General features: G+C 57.3%; 19 protein-coding genes. 7 read left to right on the top strand and 12 right to left on the bottom strand.

Translation table 11 applies throughout. The features are described from left to right. The first annotated feature begins 429 nt into the window (after positions 1-429). The 3 genes from R3F50_10620 to R3F50_10610 all read left to right on the top strand — a co-directional run bounded on the left by R3F50_10620 (position 430) and on the right by R3F50_10610 (position 3,922). On the top strand, positions 430-1,644 hold the full coding sequence (locus R3F50_10620; protein MEZ5490760.1) for a glycosyltransferase: 1,215 nt from the start codon (positions 430-432) through the stop codon (positions 1,642-1,644). 360 nt (positions 1,645-2,004) lie between these two features. Next, a complete protein-coding gene (locus R3F50_10615; protein MEZ5490759.1) occupies positions 2,005-3,030 on the top strand; it encodes a polysaccharide deacetylase family protein in 1,026 nt (341 codons plus the stop codon). 100 nt (positions 3,031-3,130) lie between these two features. Further along, positions 3,131-3,922 (top strand): serine protease, encoded by a 792-nt coding sequence (locus R3F50_10610; protein ID MEZ5490758.1) that lies wholly within the window; start codon positions 3,131-3,133, stop codon positions 3,920-3,922. Positions 3,923-3,925: 3 nt separating this feature from the next. Here the strand turns inward: R3F50_10610 and R3F50_10605 are convergent, their stop codons facing one another. Genes R3F50_10605 through R3F50_10590 form a run of 4 tightly spaced genes read right to left on the bottom strand, consistent with a single transcriptional unit; the run spans position 3,926 to position 6,849 of the window. Further along, entirely contained in the window at positions 3,926-5,008 is a 1,083-nt protein-coding gene (locus R3F50_10605) for a nucleotidyltransferase family protein (protein MEZ5490757.1), read from the bottom strand. Then, on the bottom strand, positions 5,008-5,925 hold the full coding sequence (locus R3F50_10600; GenBank protein MEZ5490756.1) for an HprK-related kinase A: 918 nt from the start codon (positions 5,923-5,925) through the stop codon (positions 5,008-5,010). The genes R3F50_10605 and R3F50_10600 overlap by 1 nt, the downstream gene beginning before the upstream one ends. 1 nt (position 5,926) lies before the next feature. After that, a complete protein-coding gene (locus tag R3F50_10595; GenBank protein MEZ5490755.1) occupies positions 5,927-6,145 on the bottom strand; it encodes an HPr-rel-A system PqqD family peptide chaperone in 219 nt (72 codons plus the stop codon). A gap of 47 nt (positions 6,146-6,192) precedes the next feature. Then, complete coding sequence (locus R3F50_10590) at positions 6,193-6,849, bottom strand: hypothetical protein (protein MEZ5490754.1); 657 nt, start codon at positions 6,847-6,849, stop codon at positions 6,193-6,195. Between the two features lie 759 nt (positions 6,850-7,608). Between R3F50_10590 and R3F50_10585 the strand changes: the two genes are divergently transcribed. Then, complete coding sequence (locus R3F50_10585; GenBank protein MEZ5490753.1) at positions 7,609-8,481, top strand: ThiF family adenylyltransferase; 873 nt, start codon at positions 7,609-7,611, stop codon at positions 8,479-8,481. A gap of 119 nt (positions 8,482-8,600) precedes the next feature. Here R3F50_10585 and R3F50_10580 read toward each other — a convergent pair whose 3' ends face one another. The 5 genes from R3F50_10580 to R3F50_10560 all read right to left on the bottom strand — a co-directional run bounded on the left by R3F50_10580 (position 8,601) and on the right by R3F50_10560 (position 15,671). Further along, positions 8,601-9,518, bottom strand: coding sequence for a PEP-CTERM sorting domain-containing protein (locus tag R3F50_10580; protein ID MEZ5490752.1), 918 nt, complete (start codon positions 9,516-9,518; stop codon positions 8,601-8,603). A 248-nt stretch (positions 9,519-9,766) separates the two neighbouring features. Continuing rightward, complete coding sequence (locus R3F50_10575; GenBank protein ID MEZ5490751.1) at positions 9,767-12,049, bottom strand: MMPL family transporter; 2,283 nt, start codon at positions 12,047-12,049, stop codon at positions 9,767-9,769. Beyond that, positions 12,049-13,950 (bottom strand): hypothetical protein, encoded by a 1,902-nt coding sequence (locus R3F50_10570; GenBank protein ID MEZ5490750.1) that lies wholly within the window; start codon positions 13,948-13,950, stop codon positions 12,049-12,051. The genes R3F50_10575 and R3F50_10570 overlap by 1 nt, the downstream gene beginning before the upstream one ends. Before the next feature lie 10 nt (positions 13,951-13,960). Then, positions 13,961-14,785 carry an outer membrane lipoprotein-sorting protein gene (locus R3F50_10565; protein ID MEZ5490749.1) on the bottom strand — a complete coding sequence of 275 codons (825 nt, stop codon included), beginning with the start codon at positions 14,783-14,785 and terminating at the stop codon, positions 13,961-13,963. 127 nt (positions 14,786-14,912) lie between these two features. Next, a complete protein-coding gene (locus tag R3F50_10560) occupies positions 14,913-15,671 on the bottom strand; it encodes a PEP-CTERM/exosortase system-associated acyltransferase (GenBank protein MEZ5490748.1) in 759 nt (252 codons plus the stop codon). A gap of 677 nt (positions 15,672-16,348) precedes the next feature. Between R3F50_10560 and R3F50_10555 the strand changes: the two genes are divergently transcribed. From R3F50_10555 to R3F50_10545, 3 genes are all read left to right on the top strand, one after another. Beyond that, positions 16,349-17,608 (top strand): cyclic nucleotide-binding domain-containing protein, encoded by a 1,260-nt coding sequence (locus tag R3F50_10555; GenBank protein ID MEZ5490747.1) that lies wholly within the window; start codon positions 16,349-16,351, stop codon positions 17,606-17,608. Positions 17,609-17,774: 166 nt separating this feature from the next. Then, complete coding sequence (locus tag R3F50_10550) at positions 17,775-19,586, top strand: chondroitinase-B domain-containing protein (GenBank protein ID MEZ5490746.1); 1,812 nt, start codon at positions 17,775-17,777, stop codon at positions 19,584-19,586. 200 nt (positions 19,587-19,786) lie between these two features. After that, positions 19,787-21,232, top strand: coding sequence for a hypothetical protein (locus R3F50_10545; GenBank protein ID MEZ5490745.1), 1,446 nt, complete (start codon positions 19,787-19,789; stop codon positions 21,230-21,232). A gap of 217 nt (positions 21,233-21,449) precedes the next feature. Here the strand turns inward: R3F50_10545 and R3F50_10540 are convergent, their stop codons facing one another. From R3F50_10540 to R3F50_10530, 3 genes are all read right to left on the bottom strand, one after another. Continuing rightward, positions 21,450-21,866 (bottom strand): cytochrome c, encoded by a 417-nt coding sequence (locus tag R3F50_10540; GenBank protein MEZ5490744.1) that lies wholly within the window; start codon positions 21,864-21,866, stop codon positions 21,450-21,452. 110 nt (positions 21,867-21,976) lie between these two features. Next, the gene (locus R3F50_10535) at positions 21,977-23,860 is read right to left on the bottom strand and encodes a PQQ-binding-like beta-propeller repeat protein (GenBank protein MEZ5490743.1); all 1,884 of its coding nucleotides are present in this window, start codon (positions 23,858-23,860) and stop codon (positions 21,977-21,979) included. Between the two features lie 406 nt (positions 23,861-24,266). Continuing rightward, positions 24,267-25,298 carry an SMP-30/gluconolactonase/LRE family protein gene (locus R3F50_10530; protein MEZ5490742.1) on the bottom strand — a complete coding sequence of 344 codons (1,032 nt, stop codon included), beginning with the start codon at positions 25,296-25,298 and terminating at the stop codon, positions 24,267-24,269. Positions 25,299-25,644 lie beyond the last annotated feature (346 nt).

Genomic DNA, 25,644 nt, shown 5'->3' with positions numbered 1-25,644 from the left:
CATACAGACTGTCGATGTCGATGCCGATCATGTACGATTACCGAAAATTGGTGGTTTTAGGATTGGCTGACGCTGAAACCCAAGATTAGTTTGTCAAAGCCACTATTTCAAAGCTCCGAACCCAAGAGCCTGTATTAGATTACCCGCAGTCTGGTAGCCTTCTTGGAAATTCCTCTGATCATTCGAAATTAGGAATTTATCCTGCAGCATATGCGGTACCGGCCTGTCCCTCTGTGCGATAGCACACAGAGCTTGTCGGTTGTATCCATTCTGGGAGCGCCGGTTCGCTCCTCGGCAAACGAATAAAGACAGTCAATCAATGCATGCATGTGATGAATCTCTGTCTTACACTATGGCGATTGTATCAAATAATCCCTGGCAGACCTTAATTCAATGAAGGTTTTCGACAAAGCGAGGTACTAGCAGAGCATGCGAATTCTGACTTTTACCTCATTATTCCCCAACAATCAGTACCCCAACAGTGCCGTATTCATCAAGAACCGTATGGCGGCAGTCAATGACATTCCCGGCGTGGAAGTCAGGGTTGTCGCTCCCGTGCCTTGGTTTCCACGCATTATACCCGGCGATGGGCGCTGGCAGCGACTGGCAAAAGTGCCGGATCAAGAACGGATTGCTGACCTTGACGTGCAACACCCGCGATACGTTGTGACTCCAAAAATCGGTATGTCTCTATACGGGAAATCCATGTACCGGGGCAGCGTCCGAACCGTCGAGAAACTCTACAAAGCATGGCCATTTGATCTGATTGACGCACACTATGTCTATCCGGACGGGCTGGCGGCTATGCTGCTGGGCCACAAGCTCAACATACCCGTTGTAGTGTCTGCCCGCGGAACTGACATGAATCTGTATCCCTCCATCCGCAGTATTGCCCCACTTATTAAGCAAACGCTAAAACAGACTTCCCATCAGATCGCAGTCAGCCAGTCACTGGCGGAAGCCATGTGGGGCAATGGTGCTGCCAGGGGTCGAGTCGCCGTAATACCCAATGGGATAGATCCACAAACAATGCAGCCCGTTGACACAGCTGAGGCCCGCAGAATACTTCAACTCGAAGATCCTCAGAAGAGCGTACTGATCTCTGTCGGCAACCTGGTAGAGCTGAAAGGCCATCACCTGCTTATCCAGGCACTCGGGATTTTAAAAAACAAAGGCAGTTTGAATTTCAGCACCTATATAATCGGCCGCGGGGGTCTCAGGGCGAAGTTACAGCAACAGATCGATGGCCTCGGTCTGTCAGATCTTGTGCATCTGGTGGGCGAAGTGGACAATGCCAGGCTGAAGTACTGGTATTCTGCGGCTGACATCTCGTTCCTAGGCAGCAGCCGCGAAGGGTGGCCGAATGTCGTCAGCGAAAGTCTGGCCTGTGGAACTCCAGTCGTTGCCACCAACGTGAACGGTATCCCCGAGATATTGACACGTCCGGAATATGGACTCATCGTGGAACGGAACGTTGATGCCTTTGTGGCCGGCATAGAAAAGGCACTGTCCATCGATTGGGACCGCAAACGGATTGCTGCGGATGGCCAACTACGATCATGGGGCCATGTGGCCAGGGAAGTCATTGAGGTATTCAAAAATGTGCTGGAGTTCCGCCGCGAACACACTCCTGTTGAGCTATGATGCAGCAGCTAAAGACTGTCCCGGGTCTCCCCACCTGGGTATCAGGATGGACCAAATGGCGAAGGCTGCAAATTCAACACATGCTTTAAGGAGCCTCTGATTAATCATGGAATCTCTCTGGCTTTGTGGCGAAGTCACAGATGAGGCGCCTTGCTGCCGGCATGCGTCGGCCTGTCACGGCGAGGCAACGAAGCCAGTGGGCTCGCCTGAAAGCCCCTTCGGGCGGGGCCGGTCGGGCGCCACTGCAGCGTTGTCGCACTTGGCAAGGGCTGGGCCTCGACGCCTTGCAGTGGCACCCGACAGACTCCCGCAGAGCGTTTCCATGATTAATCAGAGGTTTCTTAGGCTTTACACATAATTATGTCGCACGTTGATGAGCATCCACACCCCGAGTCCGGACCTGAGAGTCTGCGGTTGCTGCAGCAGGCCCAGGATGCCCTCTTCCGCCTGGGATATCTCACACTGGGCAGGCAATGTCTGTCGGTACTGATCTACCACAGCGTTGTCCCCGAGCGGGATTTTATGCGGCCTGGTGTACCGACTGCAGGCCAGTTCAAGTGGCAGATGCAGCTACTGAAACGCCACTTCAATGTTCTCCCCCTGGGCCAGGCCGTGCTCCTGCTGCGCGACGGACACCTGCCGCCACGGGCCGCCTGTGTGACCTTTGACGATGGTTACGCGGACAATCTGACAGTGGCTGCTCCAATCATGCAGCAACTGGATATCCCGGCCACGTTCTTTATTGCGACTGGCTATCTGGATGGGGGACGCATGTGGAATGATACAGTCATAGAAACTTTGCGGAATTATCCAGGCGAGCAGCTGGACTTATCGGCCATGGATCTGGCGGTGTACGCGCTATCTACTCTTGAAGAACGCCGGACGACGGCTTACGACATTATCAATCGGATCAAGTACCTGGAAGAGCATCAGCGCAATACCCTAGTAACGGCGATAGGGTCAATGACAGAAAATCTCCCAACCAATCTTATGTTGACGCGGGATCAGGTACGGAACCTGCGGCAGCTCGGAATGGAAATCGGCGGACACACCGTATCGCACCCTATACTGGCTCGACTGACCGACGAGCGAGCGCGAGAAGAAATCGGGGCGGGTAAAGCAGATTTGGAACGCATTCTCAGCGAACCTGTTCAGCTGTTCGCCTACCCGAATGGCCGCCGCGGAGTCGACTACAATAATAATCATGTGGAGCACGTGCGGGATGCCGGTTTCACAGCGGCCGTCAGCACCGATCATGGCGTGTCGGACAGGAGGACAGACCTCCTCCAGCTACCACGTTTCACGCCCTGGGACCGGACTACGCCGCGCTTCCTGCTTCGCATGGCGCTGAACGCCCAGCACAGGCCGCGCGGTGGCTATACATAGACAGATAGACTGTCTGTTAACTGTGCTAAGGTACATTTTAAAAAGTTTGACACATGAAACCGGTCAGCAATTATCCTGAGACAGAATTAGGCGGCGTTTTATGAGCAACTTTTACTTCTTTCGATTAGCAGGCTTGTCAGCCGGGCTGTTAATAATGCCCTTGGCCCTCGCTGACCTGCCCGACATTATCGATTTAATCCGTCCATCAATCGTGGGTGTCGGCACCTCGTACCCGAGGCGCCAGCCGATCGGTGGCGCGCGGCCGGACCAGCTGCTCGGCACCGGCTTTGCCGTGGGCGACGGCAGCCTCATCGCCACCAATCACCACGTATTGCCGGATACCCTGGACGATGGGAACCGCCAGTCCCTTGCGGTGTTCGTCGGACGCGGCCGGGATGCTCGTGTGCGCCTGGCCGAAGTCGTCGCAGAGGACCAGGAGCACGACCTGGCCCTGCTCCGGATCCAGGGCGACCCGTTGCCGGCGCTGGAGCTGGGCGATGCTGATTCCGTGCGCGAAGGGGAAGTGATGGCCTTTACCGGTTTCCCCATCGGTGCGGTGCTGGGGCTTTTCCCGGTCACGCACAGAGGCATAGTCTCGTCCATCACTCCGGCCGTACGCTCGGCGGATAATGCCGCCGACCTGACGCCCACTCAGCTGCGCCGCATGCGCAATCCCTTCGATGTGTTTCAGCTCGACGCCATTGCGTATCCTGGCAACAGTGGCAGTCCGGTATACCGTCAGAGCGATGGCGAGGTAATCGGCGTACTGAACAGCGTGTTTATCAAGGAGTCCCGCGAAGCCGTTCTCGAGCGACCTTCCGGTATCAGTTACGCCATCCCTATTACCTGGCTCAAGACCCTCCTGGAAAGCGCGGATGACGCCAGCAATTGAGCTTCACCCGTCATTAGCCAGATGCAGCCGTCGCAAAGCCTTGCGGAACAGATGAGGTACCAGGAGGTGCGGCGGCATGCGCAGGGCATGGCCACGAGCGTACAGCAGCAACCTGGCCGGCGCGCACCACCGATCGCTGCAGGTCTCATGATTGGGCAGCAGACCCCGCTCGAAGGTGGCATCCATCAGCCTGGCCGGAACCGCAGGCTTAGCGCCCTGCAGCTGTTGCGTGACCTCGAAGGGCACGGGAGTATCAAGCCAACGCTGCAGATAGCGTAAGGCATAATATAAAGGGCGCTGCAGGCCCATATTCCGTGCCCGTGTTGTCAGAAGCTGCCAGTCTTCGGCGGATGTCATAAAGTGTTCCAGCAGGTCACGCAGATCGAACAGGTCACGCAGCCCCTTATCAAACTCACCATCGTGAAAGAGATGCACGACACTGTGCAGGACCATGTCCGGCGGGCTCAGAACTCGCACGTCCGAACGATCCGGGCAGGCTACTGAATCGGCAAGCAGGCTGGCGGCGTTCGGTTGCAGTCGGGCAGTATCCGGCACCAGGTTGTGATGGATATCAATCACACTGCGACGGGTGATGTGGCGCATTGGCGGTAGTTCGTGCATCCACTGGCGGTAGTAGCGCTGATCGTAGGCATTCTGGTGTGCCGATGTCCAGCCATGAGTCATCGCAGCAATCTCAACACGCTCCAGGGCCTCGCGGGGTACCAGCAAATCGAAATCGGCGAATACACGGCAGCGCCCTGGTGGTAGCCGGGCCATTTCGTACGCGGCGCCCTTGAGCAGGACCAACGGGACATTTACAGACGCTGTCATGCGTGCCAGATATTCGACTTCCCAGCGAACAGCAACCCGCTGACGATCACGCAACGTCAATGCAGCCTCGAGGTGACGCTGTGGTGCCAGCGGCACGTCGTCGTACAAACCTTCCTCCTGCAGTCTGGTGGCAAGGCGGACCTGCATGGATGAAACTCGTGCTTGGCGAATAACTGTTTCCCAGTCACGCAGACTGAAGCCACGGCAAAGTAGCGGATTCAACAGAAGGTCAATCAGCAGGCAGGAAGGCCCCATCAGGAAGATCGCCCATCGGTCAGCCGACCAAGTGCTGTGATAGCGTTGTCCAGGTCACTGTATTCAAGCTGGCGGGCCTCTAAGCCGTCCACGACGTCAGCCAACGTCTCGAAACCGCGTTCGGCCAGTAGACTGTAATTGAAGGCGTTGTCGACCAACATCATAAAGGCATCGGCACGTCGGACACCCGTTAACCGCGTTTCACTTCCGGCTTCGAAACGTGGAAACACTGCCCAGCGGATAGGCACTGGTTCGTTTGCACGCGCGATGCTGTCCGCATCGGGTCGCAGATGGGCCACGCTACCCTTGGCCGTGTCGAGGATGGGATCTGTCAGTACAGCTTCCGGCGCGAACTCTCTGATCAGAGAAATCGAACGGTTTTTAAGGCTCACGGGACGGCAGAGCGGGAGCACCTGGCGCTGCTCCGGATCGATCAGTATCAATTCATCCGAGAGAAGTCGCCATCCACGGTGCATCAAACCGGCGCAAAGCGTACTTTTGCCCGAACCGGAAGGAGCCGGCAACAGCATGGCGCCACCGTTCTTTTCCAGTACAGCGCCGTGGAGTATCAACAGATGATGGGCATGATTGTAAATACACCAATTCATACCCCATTCGAGCATAGCCAACGCCTGTGGGCCGGGCAAGGGCTTGAAAGGCATGACTCCATCGAGATCGAACTCGGATTGCGCACGGTACAGGCGCCGCGGTCCCTGCGACAATCTCACGCGCACGTGGAAGTCCACAAACTCCTCATCGGCTGCCAGAGGCGTATCGGCATAGAGTGTAGTCAGTGAGCTGGCCACGTGTCTGATAGGGCTGCGAATCCGGAAAACGAAAGGGCCAGTTCGTAGAGTGAGCCCCCCGGACTGCAAGCGGCGGCGGACTTTACTGGAAGCCAGTTCTTTCAGCAACACTTCAGGCGGGCTCCAACAATTCCATTGCCAGCAACAGTTTCAGAACCTCGGCGATTTTTTCCCGGTCTGAGACAGAATCAAGGGCTGTCTCAAGCTCCAGCTGGCTGCGGTCTGCATCGTTCAGCAATGTGAAGATGCGCCCCGCAGGGCCCTCAAATCGGTGAGTGTCCCCGGAAAGGGGCTCGAAAACGACAACGGCATCGTCCCAAATTCGCCACATCCGCCTGTCTGCGGCCAGACGAAGCCGGGTATCGGCTGTCACTGCCTTTACCAGGGCTCGGGTTTGCCGGTGCTGGCGTCAAACTGGTTGTTAGCCGTATCCAGTGTACCCGCAAGAGCCTGGAACAAGGCCGGCGCTGCCTCATGCAGTGCGTTATAGGCATCGATCACTTGCTGTGCCGTGAACGCATACCCTGGCGTTGACGGACTGGGTGGAAACTGCGTCGCATTCAATAATGCGCCAATCAGCGGAAATCCGAAATTCCCTTGCACCGGATCTCTATTACCATTGAGATCAATAACCTCTCCCAGTGTTAAGCCATCGTATAATATGCCCTCGTTCTCGTATTCGACATAGGCAAACAACGAATGGAACAGAGTTGTAGGCGGGATCGGCCAGCGGTCCTTGTTGTTCTTCCACCAGCCGGCCGAAATCCCGCAACCGGCGAAATCGTAACCACCAGATGCGTTGGCAGAGGCCACGGCTGACGCCGTACACATACCGCCCTGCGCCCAGGCAGGACGGCTGGCGATAGAGAGTAGCAGCGACGACGATGCCCCCGCCGCCAGGATCCGGCGACGACGTAAATCAACATTTACAGCCGCACCCTGTCCATCTCTATCGAGTCTCTCTTTGTCGAGATCGAGATCGAGTTTATCTCTATCGGGCACTGTTTGCAGAGACTTACTGGTATCTCTGGTCATCATAAACCTCCGTGTAGTGGCCCTCCCTCAGGAGCAGCGGAACTTGAGCTGCAGCATCTTCCATTTTGAGATAGCTTCTTGATACCTTTCCGCGGTATATAAGTTACTGTTTCGGTAACTGGCGTACATTCTTAACAGATGCCTGCAAAATTCAAGCCATCCGGAAATATTCCGGAGAGTGATGAATAATTTGTATAAATTTCAGTATATTGTGAAGCGGGGAAAAGTCTGTTCGCTGGCGCACAAAGTGCAGCTGGACAGGAAATGTAAGGCATTTCGACATATTCAGGAATTTCAGCGATGCCCCCGCACAATAGATCTTCTGGAACAGCCACATGGCATATACCTGTAGGCTATAGGTATTACCACTGCGCTGGCTTTTTGCTGGTACAGTACCTCTGGTCGGAGATACTTATTGCCCACCCAAGAAATTGGGACTTTTTGGATGAGTGAGATATCAGGCCGTGGTGATCCGCTTGCACTCTGCTATACCCAACAGCCCCAGCCCCGGCAAAGCAGGAGCCGCCGATGGCTGTCAGCATCAATACAAGGAGAACAGACTGAACCCATCTGTGATGTTGGTAGTGAAGCGGATTACTTATCCCACTGGACCCATTGGGGTGATCTTCCGACGGGCGTATTACAGTTTTGTGACATCCTATTTAGACAGTCCCGGGCAGTTGCGGTAAGTACACTACCCGGTTAGGCTTCCCCTAATTAAGCTGGAATTTCATTCCAGTCAATGAGGCCCGGACGATCATGAACGACCCTTTCCGTTACAATGAAGCATTTGCCCGCAATATCGGCTGGTTTACTGAGCAGGAGCAGGAGACACTCAGGAGCAAGCGCGTCGCCATTGCCGGCCTGGGGGGTGTCGGGGGAAGCCACCTGATCACCCTGGCCCGGTCCGGTATCGGTCGCTTCACGATTTCCGACCTGGACACCTTCGAAATGGCCAACCTTAACCGCCAGCACGGCGCAACCATGTCCACGCTCCACCAGGGCAAAGCGGAGGTGATGCGCCGGGCCTGTCTCGATATCAATCCCGAAGCGCAGATCACTGTCTTCGATCAGGGTGTGACGGAAACCAACCTCGATGAATTTCTCCGCGATGTGGATCTGTATATCGACAGCCTGGATTTTTTTGCACTGGAGATCCGCCGCAAGGTGTTCGCCCGCTGCTACGAGCTGGGCATTCCCTCGATCACTGCCGCACCCATGGGCATGGGTACCGCCGTCCTGATTTTTTTACCGGGCAGAATGAGTTTCGAAGACTATTTCCGGTTTGACGATGTGGAAAACTACGAGGACCGACTGATCAAATTTATGATCGGCGTCTCTCCCGCGATGCAACAGCGTCACTATGTCGCGGAGCAATCCGCGATTGATTTCGAGCGTGAAAAGGTACCCTCCACCGCCATAGGTATCGACCTGGCCGCGGGCGTCGCCTGCACCAATGCAATCAAGCTATTGCTGGGAAGGGGCCCGATCATTCACGCGCCCCACGGTATGCATTTCGATGCCTACCGCAACAAGCTGATCAAAACCTGGCGCCCCCTGGGCAACAGAAACCCCATCCAGCGACTGATGTTTGTATTCGTGAAGAAAATGCTGGAGAAATACCGCCACTGATTATACCCGACCTTCGGGAACGGGGCCGCGCATACCCGTGCCTGACAGCGATAGTCAATCGTAAAAAAACCGGCCTGGATAACCCAGGCCGGTTTTCATTGAGCAATACCCGTTCGGTCTTAAGCGCGGCGACGCCCTCGCAGGCGGCTACCCAGGCCAGCCAGACCCAGACCCAGCAGTGCCAGCGTGCCCGGAACCGGGATCTGTGCAGTCACGGAGCCGTCAAGAGTAGTCTGACGAATTGCATTCGTTCCAATCAGCAGGAGCTGGTCGAGTGTCGGTATCGGCGGGTTGACATTGGTATCCAGGGCCAACGTAACCGGGTTAACAGCTCCGGATTCGAGATCGTTCAGACCAGCGTCGACAAAATAACCGCCGCTGTTCTGCACCCAGAGGAATCCAGGCAGAGCGTACTCAACGTCGAAGAACAGATCCAGGTTTGCGGCTTGTATATTAGAACCGGTTAACGTGGCTGAAAAAACCAGCTGGTCGTCTGCATCGTCAATCAACGAATTAAAATACACATCAAACGTACCGCTGGTATAAGTCGGCCCAGAAGCACCTAGGACGCCATTCAGCGTATATTCAGCCTGAAGATCCCACGTTCCAAGAAAGCCTTCACTATCACCACTAAGCGGCGGCACTATCGGGCTCAACGCATCGATATCACACTGACCACCCACACAATCCGGCAGGACTAAAGACACATTTGGACCACCCAGGGAAGGGCCTGAAGCTGGAATTCCCAAACCACCCAGTGTCGTTAAATCATTGGTGTCAGAGAAAGTGCCGAAAATTGAAGCATCGGTGAAATCGTAGATCGACGTTGCCAGGAACTGGCTGAAGCCGAATTCAGAAAATATACCGGTCTGTGTATCGGCGTCAGCGGTATGAGAGCCGAACGTATAATCGTACGTATTACCGTTGACCGACTCGATACCCGACACATCGATATACATCGGCGCAGCACCAACCGCTCCACTGGCGATCAACGCAGCGGTGCCGAGAACGCTTTTAAACTTTGTTGACTTTTCCATTTCAAAATCCTTTCTTGCTTGTGTTGATCGTCATGGCACTTCCCCGTGGATCACCGACGAGAAAGTTTGCACAACCTGATATTTGTATTGTGTCGCGGTATTTAAAGCAGAAACCGTGCCAAGCGGGAATTATTCTTATTTTTCCTTTATATTCAATGGGTTAAAAACTCTCTCTTGAGACCAGCACTTCCAAAGGAACCGAAACTGTAAGAAAATTCGACACCACTACCGCAGACCGGGCCACACCATCATGCATGCCGCGCCGAACCGGTCTGCCTGACGGGTACTGAAATCCAGCGCCTCAGCGCCACCAGCAGTGCCGGCAACACCAGCAGATCGAACACCAGGGCCACGACCAACCCGAAGGCGGTCAACAGGCCGAAGGCGGCGGTGGGTCGGAAAGCCGACAGCGCCATCAGCAAGAACTGCGCACTGAGCACGACAGTGGTGGCGACCACGGCGCGCCCGCGCTGGCGGAAGGTGCGGGCGATCGCCCAGGTGTTGGAGCTACCCGCCCGGCGATGTTCCAGGTAGCCATGCAGAACATGGATGGTGTCATCCAGGGCGATACCCACCGCCACACTGGCGATCATCGCCGTGGCCATGTCCAGCCAGATGCCCAGTAAGCCCATCAGGGCGAAAATAAGCACGACAGGCGCCAGATTCGGCACCATGCTCACCACCGTCACGGTGAGCGAACGCCACAGGATCCACATCATCACCAGCACCAGGGAAACCACTACCAGCAGGCTGTCCAGCTGCCCCTGAATCAACAACCGCTCCTGGTCCGCAAACAGGCGGCCCATACCGGCGAACTCCCATTCCAGGTCTGCCGGCGGTTGTGCTTCCAGGTGAGTGCGCAGGTCGGCCATGAAGGCATTCAGCTCCCGCGCCCCGGTGATATTGAGGTTTAATATCAGGCGCGAGCGACTGAAGTCACGGTTGACCAGGTCGAACAGGTCGCGGCCGTCGTAAATAAACAGATACTGTGCGATCAGGGCTTCATCGTCGGGTAGCGACCGGAAAGCCGGATCCTCCTCGTTGAAGGCCCAGTGCATCTCTTCAATCAGGTCCGGCAGCGCCAGGCTGTAATCCACCTCCGGGCGCTCATCCAGCCACTGTTGTAGGTCACGGATCGCCCGCAGCCTCCTCGGTTGCAGCAGGCTGTTATACTCCGGCCCGTCGAAAACCACCTCGAAGGCCATCACCCCGGAGAGGTTTTCCTCAACGCGCTGGGTAGCGGTGGTGATACTGTGCTGCTCGGAAAAAAAGGCATAGAGGTCGGTCTCCACCTCCACCTTCGCAATCTGGGGAATGGCCACCGCCAGCAGCACCGCGGTCCCGCCAAGCACCCAGGGTGCCCTGCGCAGGGCCAGGCGCGCTGCCCGGTCGGTGAAATGGTCCAGCCAGCGCATGCCGCGCCGCTGCACCACCCAGGGCGCGTGGTCGAAGCGCAGTACCAATGCCGGCACCAGCAGGATCACCGTAGCAGCGGCAAACAGCACCCCGATGGCGGCAATCATGCCGAAGGTTTCAATCGGCCTGATCGGACTGACCATCAGCGAGACCAGGCCCGCCGCAGTAGTCAGTGCCGTGAAGGCAATAGGTGAGGCAACCGAGGCAATCGCAGCCCGCATGCGCTCCACACCGTCGAGGCCTCGCTGGGCCGCATGCAGTATGGCAGTGAACAGGTGCATGAGCATGGCAACTGTCAGGGCAGTAAGCAGTGGTGGGATAATCACGGAAATCAGCGTGAAGGGTTTGCCCAGTAGCACCAGCAAACCCACTGACATGCCGGTGACTGCGGCTATGGTGGCCGCGGTCAGCGTTACCACCAGCCAGCGACGGAACAGCCACCACATTAAAAACAGGCCGATACCCAGGGTGCCGGGAATCAAGGTGGCGAGATCCAATATCATGGCACGCAACTGGGCCACGTCCAGGGCCACATGCCCGGCCACAGCGGTCAGCCAAGGCGACAGGCCGGTGGCGTCGATCTGCCGCCGCAGTAACTGCTCCAGCTCCAGGCGCTGCAGGCTGGTCTCCATGGGAGACGGACGCAGCACCACGGCCATGGCGTCACCATCCGGTGAGACGATCATTCCGGGCGCGAAGCGGTCTTGCGTGGCCCGCTCACGCCGCTCGATCACGGTAGCCTGAACGAGGGCCGACGGGTCGATGAGCCGCTCTACGGCGAAACCCTCCGGCGTCGCCCGTATCTGATCCACCGTGGTTACCGCCATTACCCGGTCGACGTCCGGATCCTTCTCCAGGGCCTGCACCAGGGAATCGAGTTTCTGCAGAAACGCGGTCTCATACAGGTCGTCGCCCTGGAACAGCGCCACCAGCACCTGGTCCTGGGGAAACTGCTCCCGCAGTGCCCTATCGAAAACCACGGCGGGGTCGTTCTCGGGGAAGTAAATTTCCGGCGCGTTATCCAGCCTGACTTTCAGCAGCAGAGGTCCCGGCGCGAGCAGGAACAGCGCAAACAACGCCGCTGCCAGGCGGGGCTTGTGCAGCATCCAGCGCATCAGAAGCGGCCGCGCCAGCCAAATACCACCATATCCTGCTCGTCGTAGAAGCCGCCGATGGTCACTTCATCGCCGTCAAACAGGTGTGCCCCAATATAGAATTCGTGGGGCTCCCAGGCGGTCCAAGTGAGCTGCGGATTAAGGTAAACATCGGACTGATCCAGCCCCATGTTGAAACGCAGGCTGCCGCGCCAGCGATTCTGAGCGAAGGGGGTCTCAAGCTCACCGTTGAACGCAAAGGGTGATTCCCGGTCCAGGATGCCATCGGCATTCTCCAGACGGGTGCCGGCGAGTTGCAGGGTAACCCGGAAATTGCGGTCGCCGGGGAAAACCTCCGCGCCCATTACCCAGTTCCATGCGGCCACCGTATCGTAGGCCAGGTTGTCCCGGGTGACCGGCATATCGCTGGACCAGCTGCCTTCGAAACGGATGGTCCACGCGCCGGCCGCGACGCCGAAGTCGCCCCCCGCCACCCAGGAGCGGGGGTAGACAGCATTGAAAATCACTGGCCCTGCCAGCCCGATCGGGCCACCACTGGTCAGAAGGTGTTCGCGCGTAGCCTCGTCGAGCCTGTAATAGGGCATGGGATTGCGCGACTGCTGCAGGGTAAAGGCATAATCCAGATCCTGTCCGAAGTGCCTGAAGCGGACGCCGCCCCCGCCGTCATCCGGGGCATCATCGTTGAACTGTCCTGCACTGACGAGAGTGGCGAATACCGGGTCCACCGGCAGGCCTACAATACGCCCCCGCCGTTTGTCCACCGGGTGCCAGAGGCTCTCTGCTTCAGGCAGTTCCGGCTCGCGGAACTGCGGCAGCCAGACCAGGTCCAGGGACCACTCCTGAGCAAACCACTCGAAGCGCACGGCGGGATTCGCCCGGCGCCGCGTCTGGCGCTCATCCAGAATCAACCGCGTCAGGTCCGGGGTACTGAGCCGGTCAATGGGAGAGATTTCATCCGCGCGCCCCCACACGACTTTCTGGGTACCGACGGTCAGGCGCCAGTCATCGGCACGGTAGCGCAGCCAGCTCTCACCGTAGTCAGCCTTCAGGCTGGTCTCTGTACGACCGACGCCATCCTGGTAGTGGCCATCGATTCGCCCCGCCAGGCGCAGCTCGAAGCCGTTGTCGAATGCGCGCGACACACCCGCAATCAGCTGCAGGTGATTATTGCTGTCTGCCGGCCTGCCATCGGCAACCAGTATGCCGGTCTCCAGCAGCGCCCGCTCGATATCAGCCTCCCAGCCACCGCCCTGTGTCTCTTTATACAGATTATTTTTCGTTGCGGACTTCTCTTGCTGGCCGAACACAAACGCCCTGGGCGGTTCCTGCGCGCCCCGTTCCGGCGCAAGTGCAGCCAGTTCGTATGCCACGGACTGATAGACAGCTGAGCGGAATGGTTCCGGTGCCACTTCTACCCGGGCAGAACGTACCTGGGCATAAGGGCTTTCCTGTCTCTGCCTGGTGTCGACAACTCTGTCTGCTTTGGCGGTGAAATCCCCCTCTTCAGGAGTAAAATAAACCGTGTGTGCTTCACCAGTATCATCCAGCGACACTGAGGCAAGGCGGAACCGGGCCGGCGCCCGCAGATCGAAGACCAGGCGCAGGCGCCCGTCTTCGCCAAGGGCGTGACGGACACCCTTTACAATCCCGACGGCCGGGACCTCCGGCAGCTGCAAGCCGCGACCCAGGAGGGTATCGGGCAGATCCACAACAACAAACGAGGATTCACCCGAGGCAAAAGCCATTGGGCGGGTTTCACCTTCGACGGTAATCACGGCCCGCAGTTCACCGTCAACGTGTTCCAGAAGCAGGCCCTGAGCCACTGCCGACGCGCCGGCATCGGCAACTGGGAACAGCAGTGCCAGTGGCACCAGATTACTGACTAGCCGGGTGTATTTCATGGAGGTACCCTCACGGACGGAATCGTTCCTCGAAAACTGCATCCGAAAGGGCACGAATAGAAAACAGCTCATCGGGCAGCCCCAGGTCATAGACCACTGACTCGATCTCAATGAGAGTTTCATGGCCCGTACTCAGTGTGGTCAAGGTGCTGGCCATCACTGTCCAGTAACCCTGCATTTGCTCGAGCCGCTGCACTTCCATGCGCTTTACCGGCGCATCGCCCCCCTGGTAGAAATCGATGCGCAGCGCGATCAAAGTCTCGGGGTGTATCCAGCTCACGCGCTTGCTGTAAGCCGATTCTGTCTCCTGCCGGGGGGTACTCTCCAGCAGGTAGACTGCAGCACCCTGGTACTCTCCCGTCCCCAGCAGATTGTGTTCGTCTACCGTAGGTGGGCGGTCCTGCAGATCCTCGTAGTAGATATCCGACTGCACGAAGTTGCCGCCGCGGTTTTCACTGCTGACCCGACGCACCCGTTTGGCAGCGGGGAGGTACAGCCACTGATCCGTCTCCTGCGCACCGTGATTGTGCACCAGCAGGCCGGTGCCTGCGATATTGGCCGGTTCGGTAAAGCGAATCAGAGAGCGGCTCTCAAAATCGCCGGCTTCGGTGCGATAGACGTAGGTTTCCCTGACGCGGTCACGACTGCCCTCCCCGCGCAGGGTCATGGTGCCGCGGCTGGCCATATCGATTCCGTCGGGTCGTTCGTAGACGGCGCGGGCCAGCTCCTCTCCCGTCATCTCCGCAGCGTGACCGCAGACCGCGCCGGCAAGCGTGATCAGGAACGTAAGAAGCTTGTTGGTGAGAGAACGGTGCACTGAAAGTCGTTGCGCCATAAGCCATTGTCCGGGATCCGGAATGGCAGAGTATAACCGCAAACCGACGACGATTGCGACCTGCGGCAAGGGCCGCGCTACCCCGAAACGGGCAGGCAGCGAACCGCGTCACATTTCGGCAAAACCCTCAGGCGACACACGCCTCGATCTCGGCCTGGAAATCCGGCGCCAGGCGAGCGTGGATGGCATCGTAGAGCGCCCGAATGTCATCCCGCATACCCCCGACAGCCACTTCGGTGGTGATGTAATAGAGGGTACGCTCGCCATGGTACTCCATGGGATCGCCGGCCTGTTCAACCAGAATGCCCATCTGCCGCAGCAGCCGCGGCAGGTTCGAGTCCATCATCGCGAACATGTCGTTGCGCCCGGCGTGGCGGGCCATCGAAAACACGGAGAGCACAGCTGCTACACCGACCAGTGAAAAGCTCTTGCGCTCCACCCGGCAGCAACCCAGGTGATCAACCTCTCCCGGCCCAAGGCGGATACCCTTGGGGTGCTTTCGGAAGTTACTGTCAACGGCAAGGCGGGAGCACTCGCAGAATCGATCCCGATCATCGCTCAGTTTCTGCAGGTAATTCAGGTACACTTTATCGCGACAGTGATCCTCGAAGGCCATCGGGCGCTCCTCGGCGGCAAATATCAGCCGTGAGCAGCCAGCCGTTAGCTGGCTGCGCCGGTGGGTCACCAGGCACTGCACGGAGTAGTCGTCGTAGGGATCTCTCTCGCAGCGGTCGGGAAAATTCGCCGCCGGTTCGTATCCGAACTCCTTGCAGTAAACCTGATAGCGCACGCGCCCCGCCCGGGTGCGTTGGACGTCAGTGGTGACAAGATCGATATCGAAGTAATTAAGAAAAAGTTCAGTGAGAGAAGGGGTGGTTCCGGACATCAGGCGTACCATGGCGAAGTAATGACAAAGACTCGCGTCTCTCAATTAACAGATTTACTATTCGAAGAAGACAGGGCAAGTGGTCAAAAAGAATTTGCAGTGCGCCCCTGATATTGTTATCGGCTCTATATATAGTGTACTTAAATCGACACCAAACACAACCCGAAAACCAACGCGCAAAACAATTTCTTCCCGGCCACTCTTTGGTGTGTTTTCATCGCCCTGGCAACGCTGGGTTGGGAAGCAGGGCGGCTGGCCGAAGCCGCCCGCACTGTGCTAATCGACCTGGCGGAGCATGACACTGTCTCCTTCAGGCAGGTACCCGTCTATTGATTCGTAGAGAAAAATGACCCAGCGGGGGTGCGGATAAAACACTGGCAGGGGCAGGGTCAACTTTTCGATGCAAAAATCACAAAAAGCGGATCAATCCAGCATTCAATTCATCACCGAAGTTGCTGCGTGGAGAAAAAGCGGCCGATTCCGTCAAGAAAATGGCTGAGATAGGAGCGCAACTTGACGCACCTCACAAAACTGCTCATGGCATTGGACAAGCACCCGTTTCAGATATACCTTTTGTTCAACTAAATAGGCAAAACACCTGATTCCAATCGAAAATCTGTTAGGCCGAGGCTATCTCAAAGGCTCCTCAGGGATTGTATACAGCAACAGGATGTAATATGGGGATTCGACTCAAGCTGGCGGAAACCGGAAAAGAACTCGACGACGTGTTCTGGGTGCGTCGACAGGTATTTTCGGTTGAAGAGGGTAAATTTGGCGGCATCAGTCTGGCCGACAGCTTCCTGGTTGACCATTTCGATGCCCACCCGCATTGCGCCAACCTGATTGCTTACGATAGCGATGAACCGATTGCTACCTTCCGTGTAAACCTGGATACCGGCTGCGGCTTACCGCCCGAGAAACTATTCGATTTCAGTACAGAAAGGGAACGCATCAAACGCGCCTGGAACCTGCACAACATGCAGGAACCGGCCTTTCTCAGTGCCGGCATGCTGGCAGTGCGCAGTGACTGGCGGAGCAGGCGGGATGTGGTCCGTGCATTGATCAAGCTGGCGACGACCATTGGCGGATCCTGGGGTGGCACGCATGTACTTATCACGGCCAATCACGAAAACGAATCGATGTATCGTCGACTCGGTTTCACTGCTGTCGATGATCGGATCTGGGTCGAAGAGATTGGCAATCACATCGTACCCATGGTTTCACCCATCAGTGACATCTTTATCCGTACCGTAGGCCCCCGTCTTGACGATATCCCATTGTTGACTTGTTATTCGAGTCAATTTCAACGCATTGTGTATCGTGCCGGGGAGTCAGTTTTTCGCGAATTCGATGATGCCGATGAATGCTATGTGATAGATGCCGGCAGCGTGAAGATAACCACCAATATCGCTGAAGATGGGCGCGAGCTGGTGTTGGCTGACTTAGGCCCCGGTGAAATGTTCGGTGAAATGGCCTTAATCGACGCCAATACCCGCTCAGCCAATGCCACTGCCGTCAGCGATACCGAATTGATCGTATTGCGGCGCGAAGACTTTATGGACGGTTTGCAGAAAAACCCTGAGCGGGTCGGCATCGTGCTTGGATTCATTTACGACCGTCTGAGGCGCACAGACGATTTTGCCAAATTGCTGGCCTATGGCTCGCCAAAACAGCGCATCGATTTTGCACTCAAGGGCTTGCTTGAATCCGGCCGTCGCAAAGACCGCGCTGACGGTACCAGCCTGTTGCGCGTCGGCCCTGCCGAACTGGCTGCGGCTGCCGCTACGGGCACACCCGAAGTGGTTGCTTTCCTCGACGAACTGAGCCAGCACGGTACTTGCAGGTACAGCGATGCCCGCATCGAGTTCCTGCGCCCTTACAGCCAGTTACATCAAAGAGAAAAACCTGACAGAGCAGTCGTAGCCAAGCTCGTATAATCTCACTACACTTCACACTTATATAGAACAATGTCAGGCTATGCGCCGGGCGCCTGTATTAGTGCGCAATACTATGAGATTCTGTTAAGCCACTTAAAACTTCCCTGTTGCAAAAACCGGCGTGGTTAACGGCCAAAAACTGCTTACAGGCATGGGGCGAGTACTGATGCTACGAAGGATTTTATTTACCTTGATTCTAGCGCTGCTGGTTGCGCCGCCTCTGATTGTGTTTCTCCACTATCGGTACACTGGCCTCACCCCTCATCGCTATGCAAGCCTGGTCGTCAATACCATTGAGGCTCCAGGATCGCCCCGGCGTCAGGTCGTAGCCGACTTTGTCAGAAACCTTACCCTGAACAGCGGGCTGATCGCTGACCCGATACAGGCATTCCCCCCCGACCTGCAGATGCCTTTGCCTACCTGGCGTGGCAGAGGAGCGAACGCCTTGCGCCAGTCAGTGACACCGCGCTACCTGCCGAACGGACAGCCAATCGCACTGGCGGACATCAATCGCTGGTTGCTGCATGAGCCGGAAACGCCGATGGCAACACTATCGGTGGCAAGCGTGGATGAGCTGACCCGCGCGATTGCAACAGCAGAGCCTGGCACGCGCATTGTCCTTGTCCCGGGAACCTATGACTTTGACACCCCATTACTATTTTCGACGTCTGGCACACCCCGGAAGCCGCTGCAACTGACAGCCTCGCACCTTGGTGAAGCGGTCCTGGCGTTCCGCGATGGGGGAGAGCTGCAGATCGAGGGAGCCTACTGGACCTTGAGCGATCTGATCATTCGAGGGGAGTGCGGAGCAGACCCTTGTTCCACACTGGTAATGCTGGGAGGCGAGGCAGATCATTTCACAGCGCGCAATGTGTTCGTATCCGGAGTGGAGCGGCTGCTAGAAGCTGGACCGAATGGGACGCCTGCGAATAAACCTCTGGTGGAGGGCATCACGCTGATTAACGGTGAAGTGGCCGCAAGTGGACTGTTGGTGAGTGAGTGGAATTCGCGGCTCATCAGCCAGGCGAGCGCCGAGGGTCGACTGATCGTACTGTGCCCGACTGCGACCTCCGCGTCGGACTGCGACACCGCATCGCTTGAGCAAGCCGCCAGGCAGGTTGCGGCAGGGGGTATGATCCTGATACGCCAGGGGGACTACAGACAGGCTGCGCATTTCAAAACACCTGGGGTTCACCTGCTGGCCGAGCCTGGCGCACGCCTGCTGGGGGTGGCCACCGAAGGCAAGGGTGCTCTGGTAGTGAGTGCCTCCATTACCGTTGAGGGAATGGAGTGCAGTGGGATTGCTGTAAACAGTGGTAATGGTGCCTGTCTGCGCCAGAACAGCGGCGACGTCACTTTGCTAGGGGTGCATTTCCATCACTCAGAGATGGGGCTGTTGACCGGACATGAGGGTGGTGAAATCAGTATCTTCGACAGCTATTTCCATGACAATGGCGCCAGCGTGAAGGCCAGCCCCGGGCAAAATCACAACATCTATGTAAACAGCGGGCGGCTGACCTTCAGTCGCTCGTGGAGCCTGATGGCACGCAATGCCGGTCACGAAGTCAAGTCACGTGCAGCCCACACTCGCCTTGATAATTGCCTGGTGGCCTCAGTCAATGCTCGTGACAGTCGACTTCTCGACGTGCCTGAAGGCGGTGTACTGGAAGTCTCTGGATGCGTGCTGGGGGAAGGCCCGCGCAGTGAGAATTGGGACATGATCGGCTACGGACTTGAGATTCGGGAAGGTGAGTCGCCCTACGCTGAGAACTCCATCCGCCTTGTGGGCAACACGTTCTACTCAGACAGACCTCAAGGAGAAAGCCTGCTACATGCAGAGCGTGCTGATATTATTGTGGCCGAGGACAACGTCGGGGTTGGTATTCGCCAGGCAGAGCATCTGGCCGATATGTTCCCCGACAGGGATGCCGCACTAGTGCCGCAGTTTCCTGTGCTGCAGCCGCTGGTATTCCGCTAACGACAAGCCAATGACACCTTGACGTAGTGATGGTTCAACAGGACAGGTATTGAAATCCTGATTCAGGGCCCTTTCCTTGTTGCAATCTGGACTCAGGACTGAAGCAGTCTCAACCCGATTCACAACCCCCTAAACTGGACAACCCCCGATTTCGGATATACCTTGGGTTTTACTTACAGGCTGAGCAAGGAACTTTTTTCATGGCATTCGTTAAGGAAACGCAACTGACAGATGAGGCCTACGGTGCCGGCCGTCGGCGTTACTTCCTGCGTACCGCCCTTTTCGTGCTGCTGGCAGGCGTAGTCTATACGCTGTTGCAACCCCGGCTTTACATGAGCAGCGCTTCGGTCCTGATGAGCGCACCGGCGGCCATCGATCAGAGCATGTTGGAGGCTGACGTACAGAGCATTGCGATCCAGGGCCGCATTCTTACCGGAAGCGAAATAACGCTGGCACTGGCGGAAGTGATGAGTAGTGATTTCCAGCGGGACATTCCGCCCCTGGAGCTGCGAAGTATGCTGGAGATCACCAGCGTCCCCGAAACAAACCTTCTGGAGCTGCGCGCTATTTCCAGCGACGCTGCGCTACTGCCACCACTGGTTGAATCATGGGTAAGAACCTATGAGGAGATCCGCTCCAGGGATATCGAGCAGCTGAAGAGTCAGACCCTGCTTGAAGTCGGGGAAGAGCTTGCAGAACTGGACGCACGTCTGTCCGCCGCAAGAGAAGCGCTCGCCGATTTTCGCGAGGAAAACGGCATCATCTCCGTGGAACGGCAGCAGAATGCCGTCATGTCGCAATTGGAGGGCCTGAACAGATCCCTGAATAATGCCGTCGAGGGGGAAATCAGCGCCAAGGCCTACCTCGATACGCTTGAATCCGCTGTGGAGGCCGGCGAGCAGTTTGTGCCCGAGAGCGAACAGGCAGCGGTTGCAGCACTCAGAGGGGAGCGCAACACGCTTGAAGCACGCCTGGATAACCTGCTGGACCGCTACACAGAGGATTACATCCGCAAAGATCCAAACCTGCGCGATATACCCCAGCGAATTCGCGAACTGGAGACAGCGCTTGCCATCGCCTACACCGAGGGCACCGGCGCTGAACTGGAAAACGCCCGTCGGCGTTGGGAGCGGGCGCGTCAATCAGTCACTGAAATTAAACAGCGCCTGGAAGATCAAAGGGAAGCAGTTACAACCTTCAATACGATTTACGCAGAGCACGATTCACTGGCGAAGGATCTTGCTCGCCTCGAAGAACTCAACCGGGCGACGCTCGCCCGCCAGGTACAAATTGAGGTGCGACAGACGGAAAAGTACCCGCAGATGTCAGTGATCGAGTGGCCCCTGCCCGAGGCGCAGCGTATCGGGCCGCCTTACCTGCTACTTATTGGCGGGAGCGCCGGGATAGCCATTATTCTGGGTATATTTGCCGCGTGGCTTTACAGCTACCTGCATCCCCGCGCAACTCAACCGGCCTACTTAACCCTCTCTGGCGTGCACCTGTATCCTCAGGACACCCCTCAGGCCCTGGCCGCAGGCATGAGCCCACTCAGACTTGAAAAGAATTCTACCCAGCGCATCGAGCATCAGCCTGATAAAGAGGATCAAGAGCCTGACGACGATGACGACCCCCGGAAACCGACGTAGACTTTGGTGTCAGCCCCCAGCCCAAATATTTCACTAAAATCCGAAACGAAGCCGTTCAAGGGTGCGTCATTCGCCGTGTTCGCGACCTGGGGACGCGCAGCCAGAGTGTATGTCGAACATCCCGACCGAGCAAACGCCACGAAGGGCGTGTCATTAAGCTGCCACAGCAGGGTTCTGGTTAAATTTCCGGGCTGGTGTTGAACACCTCAGACCCGCTCTAGTCAGCCTGCGGCGCAACAATAATCCCGGCAAGAACCCCACTATTCGCCGGCAGCTCACCTGCCCCGCTGGGATAACCATTGGAACTGAGAATAAACGCCAGAATATCTGCATAGGACGTCGCCGGCAGGCTGCCGGGGCGGTCGGTGGGCATCTGCTCCCGCATTACGGTGAACAGTTCGCCCAGACTGCGGCCTTCCCAGATGAAACTGAAACTCACGCCCCGCAGGCTCGGCGCGTTGCTGTTACCGCGCAGGTCGGCGGAGTGACAGGAGGAACAGGCGGCGTTGTATTGCTGCTGGCCACGTTGAGCCTGTTCAGCGGTGTAGACGCCCTGCCAGATCGCTTCCGTTTCGCTCTGTGCGATTACAAGTGTGGGAAGCAGCGCGGCGAAGGTGATTAGAAACCGGATCATACGTACTCCGACAATAGTTACTCCGATAACAGGTATTCTGCTAACTGGGTGATCCAATAACCAGGTGATCCAATTAGCAGGTACGCCAACAAATAGATACTCCGCAATCACTACTCGGGTAGCGCGAAAACATACACGGCATTGCCGTTACGGGGCCTGGCAAGTTCCGGGGCCAGCTCGCGAGGCAGCGAACTGGACCAGCTGGCACCACCGACACCAACCGGCAGGGCCAGATACTGCCTGCCGTCGACAGCAAAGCTGATCGGGAAGCCCTGTGCTGACGTGCTTAATCGGGTTTGCCAGAGCTTCTCGCCGGAGTCGGCATCGAAAGCATACCAGTAACGGTCCCAGTCTCCCACAAACACCAGACCGCCTGCTGTGGCCAGCACGGCGGAATTGAGCGGGGCCCGCTGGCGGTAGCGCCATTTCACTGCACCATCGGGAACATTCAGCGCCATTAATTCACCCAGATTACCGCCGGAGTCGGGGTGCGGGTAGTTGTCGCGCCGCACCGGGCCGGTGCCACCGCCACCAATTTCCTGTTCTACGGGGCCAAAGGTTCCAATCTGACAGTTCAGGGTAAGGGGCACATACATCGCCTGGGTAGTGGGAGAATAAGACATGGCACGCCAGCTTTTCACCCCCGAGGTACTGGGGCAGAAATCCAGCTGCTGACCAATGCGCGGAATCATGCCGTCGCGGTAGGTTACCCTGCCTGTCAGCGTATCCACGTCGAGTATATTCTGGTAGCCGATATCGGTGGCGCTGATAAACTCGCCGGTCTGCCGGTCCAATTGCCACAGAATTCCCAGTTTGCCCATCTTGAACAGAGACGGGCGGCCGTCGATGTCCACCAGGATATTCTCAAAAGCCTCGTCCATGTCATGGGACTCGCCGGGCAGATGCTGAAAATACCAGACGATTGTGCCGGTCTGCGGATCCAGAGCCAGGGTTGAATTGGAGTACAGAGCATCGCCGTCGCTGCCCCGTGCGGCCCGGGCCCAGGGTTTTGGCTGGGCCGTACCGTAATAGACCAGGCCGGTCTGGGGGTCGTAACTACCGGCTATCCAGGAATCGGAGCCTGCACGGAACTCGGCGGGCAGATCACCCCAGGAATCACCGCCAGGCTCCCCGGGCTGGGCCACGGTAGAGGTGCGCCACAACTCTTCACCAGTTTCCGGATCGTGCCCGGTGATGACACAGAGCGCTTCCTTGTAGCGCTGACAGCCGGTGATGCCGGTTACCAGTACGCCGTCGGCAACCACCGGCCCGGCGGTGTAAAAAAACCCCAGTGCCGGATCGGCCACCGGTGTTTCCCAGACCAGCAGCCCGGTCCGGGCGTCGATGGCGACAATACTGGCGTTCTCCGTGGCGGCGAACACCTTGTCACCAAACAGGGCGATGTTTTTCTGTACCCCACGCCCGACGCCGGCAAAGGCCGTTGTCGGCATGGCCGCTGCACCCAATGACTCGCGAGTGATCCCGATCGTCGATCCGTCCAGCGAGCGGGTAATTCCTGGCAGGTATTCCCAGACCCTGTCACCTGTCGCGGCATCCAAAGCCTGCACCACACCACGGGGACCAGGAATGAACATGATGCCGTCATGCACAAGGGGGGCAGGTTGGCCGGCACCTGTATCGTCCATGGCCCAGGACCACACCAGTCGCAGTTCGTTTACGTTATCGCGATTCACCTGGTCGAGAGCACTGAAGCCCCAGGCGTTCTGTTCTCCACGCCAGCTCAGCCACTCGCCGGCCGGAGGGTCATTCAGCAGCGCCTGGGTAACCGGGCTGTAATCGCCGGGCTGAGCCAGAACGCCACCTGGCAACAGGAGCAGCGTGCACAGCCGGGCCAGGCTGCGCGGGCACCACTTCTTCCCGGGGCCTGGCTTCTTCAATGCAGCCAGGCCTGTAGCCCCTGCCCTGCTCGCTGCCGCCGAATTCGCCGTTGCCTGTTTTTTCTCGCGTTTAAAAAATCTGTTGGTACCACCCACGTAGCTCTCCCCCATCCTTTGTTATCTGTGTCGCATGGCCCCTATCAGCAGTCATGCCGAAGTGCAACGCCCCCCATGGCACACTGGGCTGCTAAAACGCGGCTATATGCATAATCCTTAAGAAACCTCTGAGTAATTACCAGAACATTACGAAAATTAATCAGAGGCTCCTTAATCGAAATCAACAACATTGCCTTACGACACTGTCTCTCCTTTTCAGGCTGTCTGTTTAAGTTATCTATTCAAGCTATCTGCTAAGGTTATCTGCCTGACAGGCTGCTGAATAACCATTCCACTCGTCAATGCTTCGTTGAAAAGTGGCTCAAAATGCTCATTCACTCCAGGCCAACTGCCTTGTCTCGCCGGCTTTTGGCTCGCCCTGGCTACACGCCATAACGTTTTCTCCCTAGGCTATTCCCGCCCCGCTTACATTCACATACACGGCGTACAGAGACTGGCTGGCGGTCATGAACAGGCGGTTTCGCTTGGCGCCACCGAAACAGACATTGGCGCAGACCTCCGGCAGGCGGATTACGCCAATGGTATCGCCGTCGGGTGCAACGATCTGTACTCCTGGCCGGGCGCCACACCAGACATTGCCGTCCACGTCGCAGCGAATGCCGTCTGCGCTGGTGATGGACTGCGTACCGGGCAGGGTCAGCTGGGCAAAACGGCGCCCGTTCTGGAGGGTGGCGCCGTTGACATCCCATACTTTGATCTCACGTCCGCTGCCGGTATCCGCCACATAGAGCCTGCTCTGGTCCGGCGAGAAACACAGGCCATTCGGCGCACCTATCTCATCGGTGACCAGCGTGATGCGTCCACTGCCGGCGTCCACCCGGTAAACCGCATTCGGCAGCTCAGACTCCGCCCGGTTTCCTTCGTAATCGCCGCGAATACCGTAGGGCGGGTCGGTAAACCAGATCGCTCCGTCATCAGCCACCACCGCATCGTTGGGTGAATTTAACCTTTTGTTCTGATACTGATCGGCGATGACCGTAACCGAGCCGTCGTATTCATACCGCACCACCCGGCGCCCGCCATGCTCACAGGCTATCTGCCGCCCCTGATGATCGAAGGTGTTGCCGTTGCTGTTGCCGGACGGCTGCCTGAATTCTGTCACACGGCCGTCATCCTCGATCCAGCGCAACTGGTTGTTAGAGGGGATATCGCTCCAGACCAGGTATTTACCAACACCATTCCAGGCCGGACCCTCGGCCCACAGCGTTCCGGTGTGCAGGCGCATGATCGGCGTATTAAACGGAATATAGCGCTGAAAACGGGGATCCAGCGCAACCATATCGGGATCCGGATAGCGCAGCGGCGCGCCGCCTGACCAGTCCCGGGGCTCCGCCTGGGGCAGTGCCTGGCCGCGGACCAGCAATGGCAAGGCTGCTGCCGTGCCTAGTGAAACCGACAGGAATTGGCGTCTCCTCATGGGACCTCTCCTTTTCTATTTTGACTGCTCTTTCGAGACTTTTTGTCGAGCCTGTCTTATTGTTACTTTGTTAGCGTGACTGTTCTATCGTTACGGTTTTACAGTTTCTTTTCTTGCTCAACTCTTCTTTCGTGATACTTCTTTATTAACTCTTCTCATTGTTGTCCCACAGTTCCGGACCGTACTCCCAGCGCTATAAAGAGGCTCCGAACGGGTCGCCCGGCAGTCAGCTTGTGCCAGAGTCAAAGTTTGTTGGCTTCGCAGTTTGGTGCCGTGTAACGAAAATGCTCAGCTTCAAGCCCGAAACCCCTCAGGAAGCCATCGAAACACTGACAGCTAGCCTATG

It is taken from the genome of Gammaproteobacteria bacterium (assembly GCA_041395725.1).
GTDB lineage: Bacteria > Pseudomonadota > Gammaproteobacteria > Pseudomonadales > Pseudohongiellaceae > NORP240.
The sequence above is the reverse complement of the archived record's forward strand: the minus strand, read 5'-3'. Positions and strand labels throughout refer to the sequence as shown.

Excerpts from the sequence above, each read along its gene's own strand:
- R3F50_10555 (MEZ5490747.1), top strand. The coding sequence starts at position 16,349 with ATGGGGATTCGACTCAAGCTGGCGGAAACCGGAAAAGAACTCGACGAC.
- R3F50_10590 (MEZ5490754.1), bottom strand. The coding sequence starts at position 6,849 with ATGACCAGAGATACCAGTAAGTCTCTGCAAACAGTGCCCGATAGAGAT.
- R3F50_10585 (MEZ5490753.1), top strand. The coding sequence starts at position 7,609 with ATGAACGACCCTTTCCGTTACAATGAAGCATTTGCCCGCAATATCGGC.
- R3F50_10540 (MEZ5490744.1), bottom strand. The coding sequence starts at position 21,866 with ATGATCCGGTTTCTAATCACCTTCGCCGCGCTGCTTCCCACACTTGTA.
- R3F50_10615 (MEZ5490759.1), top strand. The coding sequence starts at position 2,005 with ATGTCGCACGTTGATGAGCATCCACACCCCGAGTCCGGACCTGAGAGT.
- R3F50_10610 (MEZ5490758.1), top strand. The coding sequence starts at position 3,131 with ATGAGCAACTTTTACTTCTTTCGATTAGCAGGCTTGTCAGCCGGGCTG.
- R3F50_10560 (MEZ5490748.1), bottom strand. The coding sequence starts at position 15,671 with ATGTCCGGAACCACCCCTTCTCTCACTGAACTTTTTCTTAATTACTTC.
- R3F50_10530 (MEZ5490742.1), bottom strand. The coding sequence starts at position 25,298 with ATGAGGAGACGCCAATTCCTGTCGGTTTCACTAGGCACGGCAGCAGCC.
- R3F50_10565 (MEZ5490749.1), bottom strand. The coding sequence starts at position 14,785 with ATGGCGCAACGACTTTCAGTGCACCGTTCTCTCACCAACAAGCTTCTT.
- R3F50_10580 (MEZ5490752.1), bottom strand. The coding sequence starts at position 9,518 with ATGGAAAAGTCAACAAAGTTTAAAAGCGTTCTCGGCACCGCTGCGTTG.
- R3F50_10550 (MEZ5490746.1), top strand. The coding sequence starts at position 17,775 with ATGCTACGAAGGATTTTATTTACCTTGATTCTAGCGCTGCTGGTTGCG.
- R3F50_10575 (MEZ5490751.1), bottom strand. The coding sequence starts at position 12,049 with ATGCGCTGGATGCTGCACAAGCCCCGCCTGGCAGCGGCGTTGTTTGCG.
- R3F50_10595 (MEZ5490755.1), bottom strand. The coding sequence starts at position 6,145 with ATGTGGCGAATTTGGGACGATGCCGTTGTCGTTTTCGAGCCCCTTTCC.
- R3F50_10605 (MEZ5490757.1), bottom strand. The coding sequence starts at position 5,008 with ATGGGGCCTTCCTGCCTGCTGATTGACCTTCTGTTGAATCCGCTACTT.
- R3F50_10570 (MEZ5490750.1), bottom strand. The coding sequence starts at position 13,950 with ATGAAATACACCCGGCTAGTCAGTAATCTGGTGCCACTGGCACTGCTG.
- R3F50_10545 (MEZ5490745.1), top strand. The coding sequence starts at position 19,787 with ATGGCATTCGTTAAGGAAACGCAACTGACAGATGAGGCCTACGGTGCC.
- R3F50_10620 (MEZ5490760.1), top strand. The coding sequence starts at position 430 with ATGCGAATTCTGACTTTTACCTCATTATTCCCCAACAATCAGTACCCC.